Source organism: Pseudomonas sp. NFPP07 (assembly GCF_900115645.1).
Taxonomy (GTDB): domain Bacteria; phylum Pseudomonadota; class Gammaproteobacteria; order Pseudomonadales; family Pseudomonadaceae; genus Aquipseudomonas; species Aquipseudomonas chlororaphis.
The window spans coordinates 474,833-492,281 of record NZ_FOXG01000005.1 but is presented as its reverse complement, the minus strand read 5'-3'; the positions used below and the strand labels follow the sequence as shown (position 1 = coordinate 492,281).

Sequence of the window (17,449 nt, the reverse complement as noted above, 5' to 3'; positions counted from 1 at the left end):
CGGCATTACTCGCGTTATGCCTTAAGATGGCCGGTTGCCGAAAGAACCGTCATGGCCATAGCCATGAAGGGCTTTCATCCTTTACAAATAAGTGTGGTGAAGATGAACAAGCCTTTCATTTCGCTGTGCCCTGAAATTACTCGGGCACATGCGCTGACGTTGAAGGATTGGTTGGAGGATGAGCGCGTCACTTGCTATCTGAGCGATTCACGTGACGTTTCCCGCTCCATCGAGCAAGTCATTGATCGGACTCAATTACCGATCCTGACCCATCTATTCAACCGGGGTGGCCGATTCTTCATGGCCTATGACCGGCATGACGCCCCGGTGGGCTTTGTCCGTCTCATCAAGACCGGCTCGAATTGCGAAATAGTCCTGGTCATCGGAGACAGCGACAAATGGGGCCGAAACCTTGGCGCCCGCACGATCCGCGAAGGCATGAAACTGGCCTTCCTCGACATGCGGGCCGAGAAGCTCATCGCCAAGATCCACCCGGACAACGCGCGCTCGCTGAAAGCCTTTCTGCGCAGCGGCTTTCTGCTTGAGAGCGAAACGCCGGCATTGAAGTCGTTTTCCATGACGGCGGGGCGCTATCTCCAGTTTTTGCGCGAAGGTGCCGTTGGCGACTCCACGGGGATCTACATCACTGAAATCGACAAGGCCAGGCTCGAGAGTCTGATCGCGCTTGAGCAAGGCCCGGCCGTTGTTGAACTCGAACATGAGCTTGAGCGAGCCATTGTCGTCAAGCCGCAGCAGGTGGCGCGCAATGTCGTCACGATGAACTCCAGGGCCTTGCTGCAGTTGGACGACGAAGAGATCGAAGTGGCCTTGGTCTACCCTGACGACGCGGACAGCAGCGCCGGGAAGCATTCCGTGTGTTCCGACATCGGCGCTGCCATCCTGGGCTATCAGGAGGGGGACGCCATCGACTGGCGAATTTCTGATCGGACCCGCCGGATTGAGATCAGGAAAGTGCTTTACCAGCCGGAGGCCGCGGGTGATTTCCACCTGTAATTGCGCCTTTAGCTCAGTGTTCGTCCATCAGGCGCGAAGATCCCCCAAAGGACGGGGCCGCGCTTCCGTACCTTCTGACGGGCGCGCGGGATGTAACGAGTAACACACCAGGACAGGAACTGCTTGAGCAACCGCAGGTTCTGGTCCCGGGTACGCGAATCGACCTGCGGGAAAGGTGCCGTTTCAGTGACGAGAATGGGTAACGGCGCCGCATCTCCATGAACCTCATGAACATTTCTGACATAGCATCTGGTTTAACAACGTGGGCGATGTTTACTGTTCATGAGTGACCGAAACCTCCAATCATTGCTAGGGGTTTTGGCGGTTGTAGGGAACCTCATGTTCACAGATGTATGTTCATGAAGAACTGAAAAAGGTCAGGGGGAGGGTACGCTAACTGCTTCACCGAATTAACTAATTCTTATAGTGATGCCCTGACCACCAACGGACAATCAACTGGCTGGGCTCCCGATACCTCGAGGGCCTGGATCAGGTGCTGGGCAGCATTGCGACCGATCTCGTAATACGGCAGCTGCACGGTGGTCAGCGGCGGGATGAACAGTTCGGCGATGCCGATCATGTTGTCATAGCCGAGCACAGCGACATCGGCGGGAATCTTCAGGCCACGGCCCAACAACAGCTGATAGGCACAAAAGGCAATACGGTCATTGCCACAGATCAGAATGTCGAATTGGGGGCGACCTTCGATGATATGTCGGTCGAGAATGGCTGCGGTTTCACCGTAGGCGTCATGATCGGAAAGGTCGTATTGCAGGAGTGCGCCAGGCGCCAGGCCGAATCCCTGACAGGCACGTTGCAGGCCTTTTTGTCGCAAGCCCCAGGCCAGACTCTGTTTTGGCAGATTGATACACAGCGGGCGCCGATAGCCTTGGCTTAACGCGTGATGTACGGCTCGATACTGCCCCTTTTCGTCGTTTGGCACATAACTCACCAGGCGACTGTCATCGGTCAGGCAATTGGCGAGTACCAGTGGTTTGCTCTTCAACCGCTCGGGAATGCACACCTGGCGCAATCCCATGGCGCTGAAGATCAAGCCGTCGGGACGGTGCGACAACATCAGGTCGATGTTCTGGTCGGTGGGCGGGTTGTTTAGCAGGTTGAGGATAAATACATTCCAGCCGGCTTGCTGCGCGGTCTGTTCGATGGACAGCAGCAGCTCGACCGCGAATGGTGTGGTCGCAGTGTCCAGCGCGAACACACCGATGGTTCGCGACTGGAGGTTGTCGCCGCGCATCTTGCGCGCTGACAGGCTCGGTACGAATTGCAGTTCATCAATGGCACGACGCACCCGCAGAAGGGTTTCGGCGCTCAGTTTTTCCGGAGTGTTGAGCGCTCGAGAAACCGTCATCAGGGACACGCCGGCCAGCTGTGCAACGTCTTTCACTGAAGTCATGTGAGGCGAAATCGGTCAGGTTGACGCCGAATCATGACACATGGCCCGGACTTCTCGCGACCCGAATGACGCTGCCTCATAGCCATCCAGAACCGAGAGACCACGCTTTGGAAATCGAGACACGCCCGCCACTCCCGCTAGCCAGAAGCTTCACGCCCAGGCTGTCGGGCCGCGGATAGAGGCGACTGCTGAGGCTGAAGCGCCCGTTTTCGTCGAATACCTCGATGGAGGAGCGATCGAGGAACACGCGCAGTTCAAGTCGCTCTTGTGTCGGGTCTATCGATACGCTGCGCTGGCCTGTGACTTGCGCACCCGAGCGGCTGCGGTCAAGCAGCAGGCGATGCAGTGATGCATCGTAGTAGAGCAGGGTTTCTTCATGGCCATCGTCGCTGCAGCGCAAGGCAATTCCCAGGTGGCCGTCGGTGCAGCCGAGCAAGTCCAGATGCACATGGATTTCGAGCATATCGCCTTTCACGTCCGGCACCCACCGGGACCCCGTCTCATCCCACCAGGGCGTATTCGGCAATGGCGCCTTGCGTAGGGCGGTGAGCTCCCGCGCCGGATACACGCAAAGGCGATCGGCGCACAGTTCAAGTTCGCGCGGTAAACCGAGCATGCCGCACCAGTGATGGTCCAGGCTCGGCATCGGGCTTTCCCACATGTCGAGCCACGCCCACACAAGGCGCCGACCATCAGCGGCCAGTAGCGTTTGCGCAGCATAGAAATCATGGCCGTTATCCAGCTCGATAAAAGGCCCTCCCGTGAAGTGCCATTGGCTATCGAGTCGGCCCACTCGATAACCCGTCTGGTACTTGTTGAGGCGCTCGTAACCTTCGGCTTGCATGCCTTGGGGCGAGTACAGCAGTACATCGCGTCCACTCAGTCGAAACAGATCCGGGCACTCCCACATATAGCCATCGCCCTCGCTACCGCCGGACACATAGTCAAGGAACTCCCAGACGTGCAGATCCGTGGAGCGGTACAACGGCAGCAGCGGCACATCGCCCAGACGTGCGCCGGCAATCAGGTACCAATAGTCATCCTCCTGCCATACCTTGGGGTCGCGAAAGTGCATGATGGTGTTGTACGGCGCGGTGTCGATGACGGCGCCCTGTTTGACGAAATGGATGCCATCGCTACTGGTTGCCAGGCACTGGACTTGACGGATGAAGCGCTCGTCACCCACTTCCCCCAGCCAGGTGTGCCCGGTGTAGATCAGGGCCAGGGTATCGCCACACACCACGGCGCTACCGGAAAAACAACCGTCACGGTCGAAGTCATCGCCGGGTGCCAGGGCAATGGGCAGGTGCTGCCAATGAACCAGATCGGCACTCTTGGCGTGGCCCCAATACATCGGGCCCCATTTCGCGTCGAAGGGGTAATGCTGATAGAACACGTGATATTCGCCACGAAAGTACACGACCCCGTTAGGGTCGTTCATCCAGCCTGCCGGCGGAGCAATATGATAGCCGGGGCGATAATCGTGGATGACGCGAGACACGCCGTCACTCAGTGCACGTTGCGCAAGGTCAAGGGAAGAAGACATCAGGTCGCTCATGGTATTCAAAGACAAAGTCATAGGGCGCGTGCTCGGACTGAGCGCAGAGAAATGTCATTCGGCAGGTTTTCAATGGCTTGTGGGTGGCGCTTCAAGGCCGTGCCGTCGGCGTCGAACAGGTGCAGGTGGTCGGTGTCCAGTTGCAGTTCGACCCGATCGCCTGCCCGCCATCCGGCGTTGACCTCGCAACGACAAATCAGAGGCTCGTCCTGACCTGTTTCGAGGTGCACATACGTTTCGCTGCCCAGGTACTCGACCCCCGTCACCACGATGCCGACGGTTTCTTCCGCCGCTTTGAGCGATACGTGCTCCGGGCGAATCCCCAGGCTCAGCAGCGTGCCCGCCGCCAGATCCGAGCTGTCGAAGGGCAGGGCGGTCATACCCAGAACGGGCGTATCGACCAGGCTGGTTTCGCCCGGGGCATGCAGGCGCGCCGGTAGAAAATTCATTCTGGGCGAACCGAGAAAACCGGCGACAAAGCGGCTGGCCGGGCGCTCATAGAGCTCGCGCGGTGAACCGACCTGCTCTACGCGACCGCCATTGAGCACGACAATTTTGTCGGCCAGGGTCATCGCTTCCACCTGATCATGGGTGACGTAGATCATGGTCGAGCCCAGTCGGTCATGCAGCCGGGCGATTTCGTTGCGCATCTGCACCCGCAAGGAGGCATCCAGGTTGGAGAGCGGCTCATCGAACAACAAAATGTCCGGTTCCCGCGCCATGGCTCTGCCCATCGCCACACGCTGACGCTGGCCGCCAGACAGTTCCTTTGGCTTGCGTTGCAGCAGGTTGTCCAATTGCAGGATTTGCGCTGTTTTCAACACGCGCTCGCGCAGGCTGGTCTTTTCGGTCTTGGCCAGTTTGAGACCAAAGCTGATGTTGTCGTAGACGCTCATGTGCGGGTACAGCGCATAAGACTGAAACACCATGCCGACGCCACGTTCGCGCGGCTCCAGGTCGTTGACCCGTCGCCCGTCGATCAGCAGGTCGCCGGCGCAGATCGAATCCAGTCCGGCGATCAGTCGCAGCAGGGTCGACTTTCCGCAGCCCGAAGGGCCGACGAACACCACAAATTCACCCGCAGCGATCTCCAGGTTGATGTCGCGAAGAATCCGCACGCCGCCCAGTTGTTTGTTCACGTTGTCCAGTTTCAATTTGATCACGATGCTGTTCCTTGTATTGGTTGGGCATCAACCCTTTAACGCGCCGGCAGTGAGACCGGAAACGATTCGGCGCTGGAAGATCAGCACCAGAATCACCAGTGGGACGGTGACCAGCACCGATGCGGCCATTAACAGCCCCCAAGGCAGCTCATGGGGGCTGCCGCCGGAAATCAAGGCGATGGCGACCGGCACCGTGCGTTGGGTGTCGGTGAGGGTGAAGGTCAGGGCAAACAGGAACTCGTTCCACGCTGCGATAAAGGCCAATAAACCGGTGGTGACCAGGGCGGGCCAGAGCAGCGGCAACAGCACGCGGGTCAGCGTGACCCAGGGCGAAGCGCCATCCATGATTGCCGCTTCTTCCAGTTCATGGGGCAGTTGGCCCATGAAGGTGGTCAGCACCCAGACGGTGAAGGGCAGGGTGAAAATCGTGTAGCTCAGGATCAATGCCCAAGACGTGTTGTACAGGCCCAAGGCGCGGATCACTTCGAACAGCCCCGACAGCACCGCGACCTGGGGAAACATCGACACGCCGAGAACCATCATCAATACCGTGCCACGCCCGCGGAACTTCACCCGGCCCAAGGCATAGGCAGCGGTCAGGCTGAGGAACAGCGCCAGCGTCACCACGCACAGCGCAACCACCAGCGAATTACCAATTGCCCGCAGGAATGAGGCTTGGTGAAGTACCGCCGCGTAATTGGAGAAGTCGGGGTTTTCGATCCAGTAGCTCACCTCGAACAAGGCACTGGACGGCTTTAGCGAAGTCACGATGGCGTAGTAGAAAGGGAAGACCGCATACAGCAGCAAAACCCCGATCAGGCACCAGAATCCGAGGCGCAACAGCGATTTTTTCAGTAGGCGCGGGCTCATGACCGGACCTCCATTTGACGGCGTCCGAGGTAGAGATAAAGCATGGCGATTACCGCAACCACCAGAAACAGCAGCGTCGAGGCCGCGCTGCCGTAGCCAACATCCTGGAATTCCACCAGGTGCTGGCGGGCATACACCGACATGCTCATGGTGCTCGACGAGTTCGAGGTCAGCACATAAATCACGTCGAATACCCGCAGCGAGTCGAGGATGCGAAAGATCGCCGCCACCAACAATGCAGGCATCAACAGGGGAAGCGTGACGCGCCAGAACACGTTCAGCGGATGAATGCCATCGACCCTGGCGGCTTCGTAGCAATCGCTCGGCAACATCTGCAAGGCCGCCAGCATCAGCAGCGTGACAAAAGGGACGGTCTTCCACACGTCGACGATGATCACTGCCCACATCGACAGATCCGCATCTGCCGTCCAGGCCAGGGGAGCGTCAATCAGGCCGAGGCTCAGCATCAGGTGATTGATGATGCCGAACTGGTCGTTCAGCATCCATGACCATATCTTCGCCGAGACAATGGTCGGAATCGCCCAGGGAATCAGAATCAACGCACGCACCAGGGAACGGCCGGTGAACTTGATGTTCAACAGCAACGCCACCAACAGCCCAAGGACGATTTCCAGTCCCACCGACACCACAGTGAAATACAACGTGTTGCGCACAGCGTTCCACCATTGTGGATCGACCAGGATGCCCGACCAGCTGGAACCGTCGTGGAACAGGTAATTGCTCAAGCCTACGAAGGAACCGCCACTGGTGTCCGCCAGGTTGGCGTCGGTCAGGCTGAACCAGAATGTACGCAGTAGCGGCCAGGCCGCCACCAGGGTCAGACACAGCAACATCGGTGTCAGAAACAGCCAGGCGGCGCGTACTCGGCGACGCTGTATGGGCGTTTCCCTGGTGAGCAGGCGCTCGTCACAGGAGGCATGGGTAGTAGAGACAGACATGGTGATTTCCTTCCTTGTGGCTTACCAGTTCCGACGTTTGATGCGTGTGAGTTCGCTTTCCAGTTCGGCCAGCGCCTGATCGACAGACAACTCGCCCGCCAGCACGCCATGCACTCGATCGAAGAACGCATTGGAGACCCGTGGATAGCGATCGGCGGTGATAGAGGCGGGGCGCATGACCCCATCGTTGAGAATGCTGTGCAGCTGAGCGTAATAAGGCATGGCCGCGAGCAATTCGGGATCCTGATACAGCGACTCGATAACCGGGTTATAGGCGCCTATCAGGGCACGATGTTTTTGCTGTTGGGCACTGGTCAGGTAGCTCACCAGCTCTGCGGCCAGTTTGGGATGGGCGCTGTAGCGCGATACCGCCAGGCCCCAGCCTCCGAGGGTGGATGCATGGCTGCCGGCCTCGCCGCCGCGGGGCAGGGGGGCGACCCCGACCTTGTCTTTTACGGCACTGTCCTGGCTTTGCACCAGGGCCCAGACGTAAGGCCAGTTACGCATGAACAGCGCATTGCCCGACTGGAATACCCCACGTCCTTCTTCCTCGGTGTAATTGAGTACGCCACGCGGGGAAATGTCTCCCACCCAGCTTTTCGCCAGGGTCAAAGCCGCTTTTGAGGCCTGACTGTTAACCACGATGTCGCCTCGTGGATTGACCAGTCCGCCTTCCGGTTGGCTGCTGATCCACTCCAGCGCATTACACGTCAGCCCCTCGTAGGCGCGCCCCTGAAAGATGTAACCCCACGCATTGGGGTTACCAGCAGTGCGCTCGGCCTGTTGAACATCCCTGGCGGTAGCGGTCATTTCCTCCCAGGTCTGGGGAACCTGCTTGTTGTACTTCTCGAGCAAGTCCTTGCGGTAATACAGCAGGCCCGAGTCGGTGAACCACGGCATCGTCACCAGCCGTCCGTTTACCGTGGCGTTATCGACCTGTGCCTGGAAGTAGCCTTGGGTCGCGTTGGCTGGAAGCATCTCACGCAGATCCATCAGGTGTTTGGCCAGCATTCCCGGCCACACCATATCGATCTGAATGATGTCGATGTCAGTGGACTGCGAGCTGAGGATTTGCTGGTAGAACGACAACCGCTCGGTCGCCGAGTTAGGCGTGGAAACCACCTCGACGTTGTTGCCGGTCTGCTTCGACCATGTCTCGACGGCCTCCTTGCACAGTTGTAACTCCGCACCCACCGCACCGCACGAGATCGTCAGATCGGCTGCGTTGGAGACGGATGCAAGTCCGGCACAGAGGGTGATTACCGCGGTTGGCAGGAGAGATTTCAGCTGTTTCATTGAGCACCTTTATTTTTGTTTTTAGAAAAGTTAACGTTAACATCGCCAAATGTAGCAGCGTATTTGCGATGAGGCACCCATTTTTTCGTCGATTGCGACAACTCGCAACTCACGTAAAAAAGGCTCCGTCGCGGGACAAACAATAAAAACAAAACAGGGATTCCACATGCAGAAAGCAACAAGCTGGCTACTCGCAGGCGTGCTCGGCACATCGGCGGCGACGTCTCAGGCCGCGACTCTGGAAGAACGCATGGCCGCGTTTGAAGCCCGTGCCAGCGCAGCGGAAAAGCGTGCAGCCGCAGCCGAACAACAGACCCAGGCACTTGCCAGGGAATTGCAGCAAATCAAACTCGCTGCTCCCGCCTTGCAGTCCGCTGCGTCTACTGCCGCAGCCATTTCGGTGCCTGCTTTGGACACCCGATTGGCAAAACTCGAAGCCCGTCAGCAAAGCATGGAGAAGCAGGGCAGCAGCGGCCACCTCACGGACGGCTTCAGCTTCAAGGGTTATGCCCGTTCCGGATTGCTGATCAACGATGGGCTAGGGGGTGGTCGTGGCGGCCCTTATGCAACCCCAGCCGGTTCAGTCGGTGGTGCAGTCGGGCGACTCGGTAACGAAGACGACACCTACATGCGCATAGACCTGTCGAAAGAAACCTATGCGCAGAATGGCACCCGTTCCAAATTCACGGTGTCCATCGCCGATGGTGTGGAAAGCTCCAATGACTGGACGGCCGACGAGAGCAACCTGAACGTGCGTCAGGTCTTTGCCGAACTCGATCATCTCGCCGCCTTCAAAGGCAACTCAGTGTTCGAGAACTCCACCTTGTGGGCCGGCAAACGATTCGATAGGGATAACTTCGATATCCATTGGCTGGACTCCGACGTGGTCTATCTGGCCGGCACCGGAGGTGGTATCTACGATGTGCAGATGAACAAGAACTGGCGCTCGAATTACTCTTTGATCGGGCGTAACTACGGGGATTTCAGTGAGGGCGGTATCAACGCCGATGTGGAAAGCTACATCCTGACCTCGAACCAGTTCTTCGACGGTGGTCAGTGGCAGTGGATGTTCAACGCCATTGGCTCAAAGAAAAATGACATTGGCACTCGCAGCAATGAAGCAAGGCTGACGCCTGCGGACTCCGGCTTGCACAGCATGATCGCCAATCATCAGAAAAACTTTTTCGGCAGGGAAGGCTTCTTCAAGACGGCGCTGCTCTACGGGCAAGGGCTGGGGGCAGAGGTCAAGAATGTCGGCTCGGATGGTGAGCTGATTGACGATTCCCGCGCTCTGCGTCTGGCACTTTACGGCGAGACTCCCATTGCGCCTGGTTGGCGCATCGGCCCAAGCGTGTTGGCCGAACAAAGCAAGGATAGATACGTCAAGGGTGACAATTACCGCTGGATGACCCTGAACATGCGTTTGGCCAATGCAATCAACAGCAATTTCGAGATGGCCTACGAAATGAGCTGGCAAACCATGGATCTCGACCCCAAGGGCTACCTGCAGCGCAATGCGGTCGACGGTAACTTCTGGAAATTCACAGTCGCACCGACATTCAAGCCTGACGTTGGAGACCTTCTCACACGTCCCGAATTGCGAGTGTTCGCAAGCTTCATGAATTGGTCTTCGGATCTGGACAGATACAGTTCCACAGACAACTTCGGCAAGACGGACTTCAACGCCGGAGGAGTGTGGCAATACGGGATACAAATGGAAACCTGGTTTTAATACTTGAACGCGTCCAGCCAACCGCCTTCAGCGTAGCTGCCGGCGGTTGTTGCAAATAGAGATGTCGGTTGACGAGGAAATGAGGCCGATCTGTTTTTTGATCCAGATCTGATGCCCGAAGGATGGAGCAACCAAACAGAACATACATGATTTAACATAATATACATTATGCGTACTATCCTATACAGGACTGGGGGGCTCTGGTTGTCGGGATCAACTAAAAATGCGAAAGCTCAGCTTAAAGTGCGAAAGCCTGGAAAATAAGCGCTTCAGTTGATTTTACTTGCGCTACAGATCAATGCGAAGCCACCGCTGCGCAAGTAAATTTGCGAACGACTGTGGTGCACTGAACCTCTCACCATGCGCTGGAGACGCAACGTTCGGTCCATGATAACGCTTGACATGGGGCGACTAGCTTATGATGAGGTGTCCACATTCCATGGAACGTGGACACCTCAATATTTCGTTTTTTAAAAGGTCAAGCTCTTTCCATCCTAGCGGTCATGCAGGAAGACAATAGCCATCGCGCTCAGTGGTGCTCATCCCGGCAGCGATCGACCGCCCCAGGACCCAGGTCGTAATGAACGGCGAGCCGTTGACGAAGCCTGAACCCGCAATGTCCTGGACGTATCCGTCAGCCTGATTGACCTCCTGCCGATTGAGTTTGAAGCCGCCTTTCTTGAGCTCAATCAGAAGAATGTTCTGCATCTGGGCGACCGATGAATATTTGCACTTTCGACTTTTGTTTAAAGTGCACCGCAGATTACGATTAGCGCTAAATTTCCAGGGAAGGACAGCATGGCTGGATTTTTCGTTGAACAGGCTGGAACCCTTAAACTTTTTCAGCAGTCGGACAGCCCAAACAACGGCTTCAGACCAGGTCAGCTAGGCGCAATGCATGCGACCCTGGCTCACTTCTCGGTTCAAGCTGATCCAGCAATCATCTGTTTACCTACCGGTTATGGAAAGACATCGCTCATGATGTCGCTACCACTTCTGCTCGGAGCAGACCGAGTTCTGATAGTTGAGCCATCAAGTGCGCTGCGCAAACAGGTGCATTCGCATTTTTCCGCCCTTTCGACACTCCGGCGCATCGGTGCACTTCCTGAAGATGGGCCCCTCCCCTCAGTTCATCTTCATTCGGGTCGTCCCTTAACGCCGGAGGGCTGGGAGCAGCTGCGAGACTACGACGTGGTGGTGTCGACCCCTGGCAGCTCGTCACCAATGGTTGCCCAAGGAGCAGCGTCTGACCTGTTCGACTTGGTGATCTTCGATGAGGCACATCACGCCCCCGCAGATTCCTGGGCGGCCTATTTGGAGCACTACGCCACTGCTCAATTCATCTTCCTTACGGCTACTCCATTCAGGCGCGATAACCGCGTAATTCCAGGAAAACTGGTCTACCGATACCCCGTGATGAGAGCGGTCTCTGAAGGTGCGTTTGACCCGATCACTTTTCGGCAGGCCGTGATCGAAAACGAACTTGATGACGACCATGTCGATCGCGTGATTGCGCAGACTGCCGTTGCACAGCTGGAAGAAGATCTAGCCAACGGCTTCGACCACCGGCTCTTTGTTCGAGCCGCGACAATTTCATCGGCACAAGCGCTCGTGCCAGTCTATGAGCAGTTGGGTGTACCGGTGGCAGCCATTAGCAGCAGACTGACCAAGCGTCAGCAGGATGCGATCGAAGAGAAGCTTGTCTCGGGCGAACTCAAGGCAATCATTTGCATTGACATGTTCGGCGAAGGTTACGACTTCCCAAAGCTCAAGGTCGCTGCGCTGCACGCACCTCACAAGTCCTTGGTGCCCACCATCCAGTTTATCGGCAGGTTTGCGAGGATTGATGACACGACCGGACGCCCTACATTGATAGCGCCGGCGTTCAGGGTTCGCGAAGCGACGGCGACTCTGCTCAAAGAGGGTGTCGACCTAGCTCAAATGATTGATGAGGCCGCTCTCGCCCAGATCCAGGGGGCGGTCGAGGCTCAAGAACTCATCGAGAGCTTACCGGTACGTCGGATCACCGAATCAGATTACGAGTCAGTTTCCCCTCTTTCCTTCAACCTCTATGCGCACGTCCGCGTATTCCACTGCAGCCGTCAACCGGACTTCGGGCTTCTTGGCGAGAGGGTGGGTCGTCTTCTTCGAATCGTTAAACAGTGGGAAACGCCAGATGGCACGATCTCTCTCGTACTGACGGCGGATGAAGCACCTCCGAATTGGGCCACTTCAAATACGTTGACTGACGTAAGGCACGAAGCCTTCCTGCTTATGTATTTCCCTGAGTCAAACTACTGCTATATCGGATCAACGCTCAGAACAGAAAAACTGTACCTGTCGATCATGGAGATCGTTTGCCGGGCAGCTAGCCGCGGACTGAGCTACGAGGAAACCAGTCGTGCGCGTGCAGGACTGGAAGGCATGAAGTTCTTTGCTGTCGGCCTGCAGAACACCACGTTCAATTCACAGGTCGAAACCTACAGAACCCTGACCGGCCCGCAAGCAGAGCGCGCTGTGACAGCAGGTGATAGCCGTGCTTACGCCCAAGGTCACTACTTCGGGAGCGGAATGAACGGCCTAATTCGCGAAACTATCGGTGCAAGCAGCAGCTCAAGAATCTGGAGCAACCAGCGTCTTTCAGTCCCGGACTTTGTCGCTTGGGTTCAGACGCTAAACGGGCGCATCGCGGGTGATGCTCAATTTAGCGCTTCTCACCTGGACTTAGTCCGCACTACTACAACCCTTCGTGAGCTGCCGGACGCGCTGATTGCCGCAAATTGGCCTAGGCAAGGCCTCAAGAGCAATCCGCGAATCCAGTTCCGACGTTCACAGGACCAACGCCTCCTGCTTTCCAGGCTCGTGGAATGGGATATCCAGGACTTTGACTGCAATACTCAGGCTGGGCAGCTAGATTTTTCCATCGTACACACCGAGGGACAGATCCGGATGAGGTTCAGCCTCGAAGGTGGCCAACTCATCAATTGCCTGGATCCTCAAGCATCAATCATGGTTGAGTCCAGTTATGACGCGTGGATGCCATTGGCCGATTGGCTAAGCGAGCACCCTCCCATCTTTTATGCCGCCGACAAGTCTTCCTTTGAAGGGATGAACAAGATCGCCGCCCCCCAGCTTCGAACCCTTACCCTCGCCCCAGGAGATGCCGAGTCGATCGATTGGACAGGTTGCGCGATTGAGGTCGAATTTCTGCCCAACAATCAGGAGCCTCGAACCTTGGAGCGCCGCGCGCAGCTGGAAGGCAATGCAACGGTACAGGAGCATCTGGAGCAATACCTCCTGACGCTGCCTGATCTGCAGTGCCTGTACTACGACCATCGATCGGGTGAAGCTGCCGATTACATCTGTGTCACGGCCAATGAGGCCCTAGACGTGAATGTAACCCTTTACCACTGCAAAGGTGCGGGAGGACCGGCCAATGGAGGGCGTGTCGGTGATGTGTATGAGGTCGCCGGACAACTGGTGAAGTCCGCTTATTATTGCGAGGTCTCGACATTGGTGCATCACATGGAGGATCGCATGCACCGGCGACACACATCGCCCTCGTATTTTGTCAGAGGAGACAAGGCGGAAACCTTCCAGCTTTTAGAGTCGACACCTGCAACGAAGCTCACTTTTACAGTTGTCGGCGTCCAGCCCGGAATACGTCGCACCATGGTTGACGAGCGCCTTAGTGATTTGATGGCCTTCTGTATCGGTTACGCACGCCAAGGTGCGGCCAAGGCTTATTGGCTGGTAAGTGAATAGCGACATGAGATCCTTGAGATAGAGGCGCCCAGCAACTGATCTATTTTCTCAGCTTTATCCAAAGGCGATCAATATCATCTGGCGAAGAATTCGTGTAACTGAGCTTATCTTTGCTCCGTCGAAGCTCGTCATGCCGGCTGAATATTTCATTGCCCTCAGTACTATCCATCAGCACGCCTTCACCTGTCGACACGAACTCAAAGTAGTCAACATGTTCCGTTTTGAATCGGTCTATGTAGGAGACAGCTACATACTTTTTGATCCTCCCCGTAACAATCTTTTTATCACTGTGATATTTTTTGGAAAAGGCATCCAGCCTATCATCCATTAGGTTGGTGTTTGCTATATCTTGAGACAGTAGTAAGTCTTTACCGTCACCATCAACCCAGGTCACGCTGGGGAAATAACTCTCCACTGGAGCAAGGGCCTTTCTGAGATGAACGGTCTGGTCAAACGTAGCGTTCATTGGAACGATCTGCCATTCTCGCAGTTCTAAAAAAGCTATCGGGTCAGCATGTAGCTCGTACATCGTATCCCCCGAGTTAGTAATTTCCATTCTTTCCTTTCGCGCCCCGCCCTCCGAAGATAAGTATTTAATCCGCGCCTTTATATTCGGCAAATAAGGGATCGTAGCAATTCGTTGAGCGTCATTTGCCAAGGACAACTGAGCACTTGCAATATAATTTGCATTAATTGATACAATGATTGCCATGGCTGCCAATAATACAGAGACACAGGTTTCAAAATAAATTTTGTTCCGGGTGAGAAAATTTCTCAAACTAATTCCTTGTCATTAGAATAACCAAACAGAAAACAGACCTGCTCTGTTACACCAAGCCATCAGGGGATGTACTACTCTTAGGCTTCAGGACTATCGCGCTATCGATCACCTCGATAGTCAGCTCGTCACCAAGCCCTAAGCCCAAACTTGCAAGTAGTTTCGATGGCAAGTCGACGATGACGTCACCACTTCCATCCGCAGTGTCTTGACACTTGACTGTCCAGCGTTGAATTTCTCTCATGATCTAACTCATGCTGCATCGTTGGGGTGCTTCATTATGCTCATGATCTGTTATGCGTGAAAGCAGGTGATCATTGATGAGGTTCTGCGACACAACATGCCGAGCCCTGCTGCTTCAGCCCCCCCCCGCATCGAGCAACTCTCCACTTTCCAGCAGTGTTGGGCCGAGTCTCTCTCGCCAAGCCAAGAGCCATAATTGGTGTATAGATGTAGAAACAATCTCAATCCAGCGCGATCTAGACTTCCCACGCAAGTGGATTAAAAACGTAGCCCTTGCCCCAGATAGTCTTGATGCATACCGGGTCCCGGGGGTTGTCATTGAGTTTGCCGCGCAACTTGCTGATGTAGACATCGACACTACGGTTGAACCCATCGAACGGGATCCCGCGAATACGGTTGAGGATGTCGTCGCGAGAAAGAAGCTTGCCCTCCGCACTGGCCAGCACCCACAGCAACTCGAACTCCATGGTGGTCAGGTTGATTTTTTCATCGGCCAGGCTTACCACCCGGCAACCGCGGTCGATCGATAACCGTCCGAACTCCAGGACATCGAGTGTCGTTGAGTTTTGTGCCAGCCGGCGTTGCAAAGCGCGTAGCCGAGCCAGCAACACAGAGGGTTTGAAAGGCTTGATCACATAATCGTCGGCACCGGACTCCAAGCCGAGAACATGGTCCCGGTCATCCCCTTTTGCGGTCAGGATGACGATGGGAGTATCGGACAGATTGCGAATCTCACGGCACACTTGCAGCCCACTCTGGCCTGGAAGCATCTGATCAAGCAGCACGACGTTCGGCTTGAACTCGATAAATGCCGCCAGCGCCTGGTCGCCCCGGTGGACCACCTGCACCTCAAAACCATGCCGGAGCAAAAACTGTGCAATCAATGCCGCCAGCTTCCGATCGTCTTCAACGAGCAAGACATTAATGAGATCTAAGTTGTCCATAAAAGCTGGGTAAGAGTCCTGATTAAAATACGGTTGTCCGCCTGGGCTATCGCTTCCATCCAGTGCATGCAGCCCACTCCCCTCAGCTACTCCGCTCCGAATTCGCGTCGTCTCCGGAACCTTGCAGCCGAACCCGCCTTCCCTCTGACATCGCTTGCGTTACTGCTCAGCATCACAGCAGGTTTCGTACTCCGAACCGCCAGAGGTCAGCTGGCTGATGAACTCGATAAGCATTAGCCAGGCCTGGAAATCTGGCCTTGTCGACGCCTTTTTAAATTAAAATAACACATGTTGCGCAAAATAAAGCGGCTTGCTAGGATCCAGAACGCCAAGTGGTATTTCCTAGGAGGTAGCTCTCATGCAAGACTCTGTACGCAAGGCGTTCCTGGAGGACGGAGCGGTCCTGATCAAAGGTTTCCTGAACCAGGAACAGTTGGCCCAATGTCGGGCAGCCTACGACTGGGCTGTCGAGAATCACGGCCCGCATGCTTTCAGGATGTTCGACGGTACCGAGCAGCAGTCGCATGTCGACAATGCCAACCCCAAGGCCAAGTCCCGGCTCGAGGAATTGGTCGCTGCCCTGCCCTTCGGCAAGCTGTTTGCGCAGCTCTGGGGCTCTGAACATGTCTGGTATTTCGCCGAGGAAGTGTTTCTCAAGGCGGGCGGCCACGGCTCCCGTACGCTCTGGCACCAGGACACTTCCTACCTGCCTTGGGCTGGCCTGCATTGGGCCAATGCCTGGATCAGTTTCGAGTCGGTGCCCAAGCGCAACGCCCTGGAGATCGTCCGCGGTTCGCACAAAGGGCCGCGTTACGACGGCACCACCTTTCTCGATCCGAACGACCCGACCCAGCCCCTGCATGGCGGCGATGCCTTGCCTCGGCTTCCCGATGTCGAGGCCCAGCGCAAGCTCGACCCCAACGCTTACGAAATCCTCTCCTGGGCGACCGAGCCTGGAGACATAGTCGTGCTCCATCCCGGCGCGCTGCACGGTGGCGCGCCGGTCGATGAGACCTTCCCCGATCGTCACACCTTTGTCTTCCGCTTCTTCGGCGACGACGCAACCTTCCGCCCATTGCCGGAACACAGCGCTGCCGGTTATCCGCAGCAAGGCGTGCTCTTCACTCAGGAGCTGGCAGACCTGAAGGCCGGGGATTCCTTTCGCCACACTACGTTCCGTCAACTCGCCTAAGCCTAATAAGGAGATCGTCCATGACCACCCAAGACCTGCGTCGACAGTCCATCAACCCTGGCTACACCCAGGCCATATACGACAACTTCCATTTTTCCCAGGCGACCCGCGTGGGGAACATGATCTGGGTGTCCGGCCAGGTTGGCGTCGACGCGACCATGACTCCGGCCGAAGGCATCGAGGCACAAACGCACCTGGCGTTCCAGGCCTTGAGCAGCATTCTCGAGGAAGCGGGCGCAAGCCTGGCCGATGTGGTCGAGCTGATGACCTTCCATATCGATCTGCAGGGCGAGGTCCATGCGTTCGGCAAGGTCAAGGACCAGTACTTCCCCGATCGTTATCCGGCCTGGACCGCGGTTGGCGTGACGCAACTGGCCCTTCCCGCGTTACGCGTGGAAATACGCGCGGTAGCGGTCATCGGCTGCGGCCAGGATTGATCCGAGGACGTCGAGGCACACGGGTGCCTCAAGATACCAAGGGGCTGCGAAGTATCTTCGCGCCCTTTCGAGAATGCTTATTTA

The 17,449-nt window shown here is 56.4% G+C and carries 14 protein-coding genes; 5 read left to right on the top strand and 9 right to left on the bottom strand.

What is annotated here, in order from left to right; genetic code table 11:
• Positions 1-51 precede the first annotated feature (51 nt).
• Complete coding sequence (locus BM019_RS15715; RefSeq protein WP_062825898.1) at positions 52-1,014, top strand: bifunctional GNAT family N-acetyltransferase/nucleoside diphosphate kinase regulator; 963 nt, start codon at positions 52-54, stop codon at positions 1,012-1,014.
• A 421-nt stretch (positions 1,015-1,435) separates the two neighbouring features.
• Here the strand turns inward: BM019_RS15715 and BM019_RS15710 are convergent, their stop codons facing one another.
• The 6 genes from BM019_RS15710 to BM019_RS15685 form a co-directional block, all read right to left on the bottom strand.
• Entirely contained in the window at positions 1,436-2,428 is a 993-nt protein-coding gene (locus tag BM019_RS15710) for a LacI family DNA-binding transcriptional regulator (RefSeq protein WP_092418842.1), read from the bottom strand.
• Between the two features lie 76 nt (positions 2,429-2,504).
• The gene (locus BM019_RS15705) at positions 2,505-4,007 is read right to left on the bottom strand and encodes a glycoside hydrolase family 32 protein (RefSeq protein ID WP_092418841.1); all 1,503 of its coding nucleotides are present in this window, start codon (positions 4,005-4,007) and stop codon (positions 2,505-2,507) included.
• Positions 4,004-5,149: an ABC transporter ATP-binding protein gene (gene ugpC, locus BM019_RS15700; RefSeq protein WP_092418840.1), complete on the bottom strand. Its 1,146-nt coding sequence runs from the start codon at positions 5,147-5,149 to the stop codon at positions 4,004-4,006. The genes BM019_RS15705 and ugpC overlap by 4 nt, the downstream gene beginning before the upstream one ends.
• Before the next feature lie 27 nt (positions 5,150-5,176).
• The gene (locus BM019_RS15695; RefSeq protein WP_062825894.1) at positions 5,177-6,019 is read right to left on the bottom strand and encodes a carbohydrate ABC transporter permease; all 843 of its coding nucleotides are present in this window, start codon (positions 6,017-6,019) and stop codon (positions 5,177-5,179) included.
• Entirely contained in the window at positions 6,016-6,978 is a 963-nt protein-coding gene (locus BM019_RS15690; protein WP_092418839.1) for a carbohydrate ABC transporter permease, read from the bottom strand. The genes BM019_RS15695 and BM019_RS15690 overlap by 4 nt, the downstream gene beginning before the upstream one ends.
• Positions 6,979-6,999: 21 nt before the next feature.
• Entirely contained in the window at positions 7,000-8,274 is a 1,275-nt protein-coding gene (locus BM019_RS15685; RefSeq protein WP_092418838.1) for an ABC transporter substrate-binding protein, read from the bottom strand.
• Positions 8,275-8,440: 166 nt separating this feature from the next.
• Between BM019_RS15685 and BM019_RS15680 the strand changes: the two genes are divergently transcribed.
• Positions 8,441-10,006 (top strand): carbohydrate porin, encoded by a 1,566-nt coding sequence (locus BM019_RS15680; RefSeq protein ID WP_092418837.1) that lies wholly within the window; start codon positions 8,441-8,443, stop codon positions 10,004-10,006.
• A gap of 501 nt (positions 10,007-10,507) precedes the next feature.
• Here the strand turns inward: BM019_RS15680 and BM019_RS15675 are convergent.
• Entirely contained in the window at positions 10,508-10,714 is a 207-nt protein-coding gene (locus tag BM019_RS15675; protein WP_239691078.1) for a hypothetical protein, read from the bottom strand.
• A 90-nt stretch (positions 10,715-10,804) separates the two neighbouring features.
• Between BM019_RS15675 and BM019_RS15670 the strand changes: the two genes are divergently transcribed.
• Positions 10,805-13,771: a DEAD/DEAH box helicase gene (locus BM019_RS15670; RefSeq protein WP_092418836.1), complete on the top strand. Its 2,967-nt coding sequence runs from the start codon at positions 10,805-10,807 to the stop codon at positions 13,769-13,771.
• A gap of 40 nt (positions 13,772-13,811) precedes the next feature.
• Here BM019_RS15670 and BM019_RS15665 read toward each other — a convergent pair whose 3' ends face one another.
• Both BM019_RS15665 and BM019_RS15655 read right to left on the bottom strand, forming a co-directional pair.
• On the bottom strand, positions 13,812-14,549 hold the full coding sequence (locus BM019_RS15665) for a hypothetical protein (protein WP_139217378.1): 738 nt from the start codon (positions 14,547-14,549) through the stop codon (positions 13,812-13,814).
• Between the two features lie 479 nt (positions 14,550-15,028).
• Complete coding sequence (locus tag BM019_RS15655) at positions 15,029-15,736, bottom strand: response regulator (protein ID WP_092418833.1); 708 nt, start codon at positions 15,734-15,736, stop codon at positions 15,029-15,031.
• 358 nt (positions 15,737-16,094) lie between these two features.
• Between BM019_RS15655 and BM019_RS15650 the strand changes: the two genes are divergently transcribed.
• Both BM019_RS15650 and BM019_RS15645 read left to right on the top strand, forming a co-directional pair.
• The gene (locus BM019_RS15650) at positions 16,095-16,928 is read left to right on the top strand and encodes a phytanoyl-CoA dioxygenase family protein (RefSeq protein WP_092418832.1); all 834 of its coding nucleotides are present in this window, start codon (positions 16,095-16,097) and stop codon (positions 16,926-16,928) included.
• Positions 16,929-16,948: 20 nt separating this feature from the next.
• Positions 16,949-17,365, top strand: coding sequence for a RidA family protein (locus BM019_RS15645; RefSeq protein WP_092418831.1), 417 nt, complete (start codon positions 16,949-16,951; stop codon positions 17,363-17,365).
• The last annotated feature ends 84 nt before the right edge of the window (positions 17,366-17,449 follow it).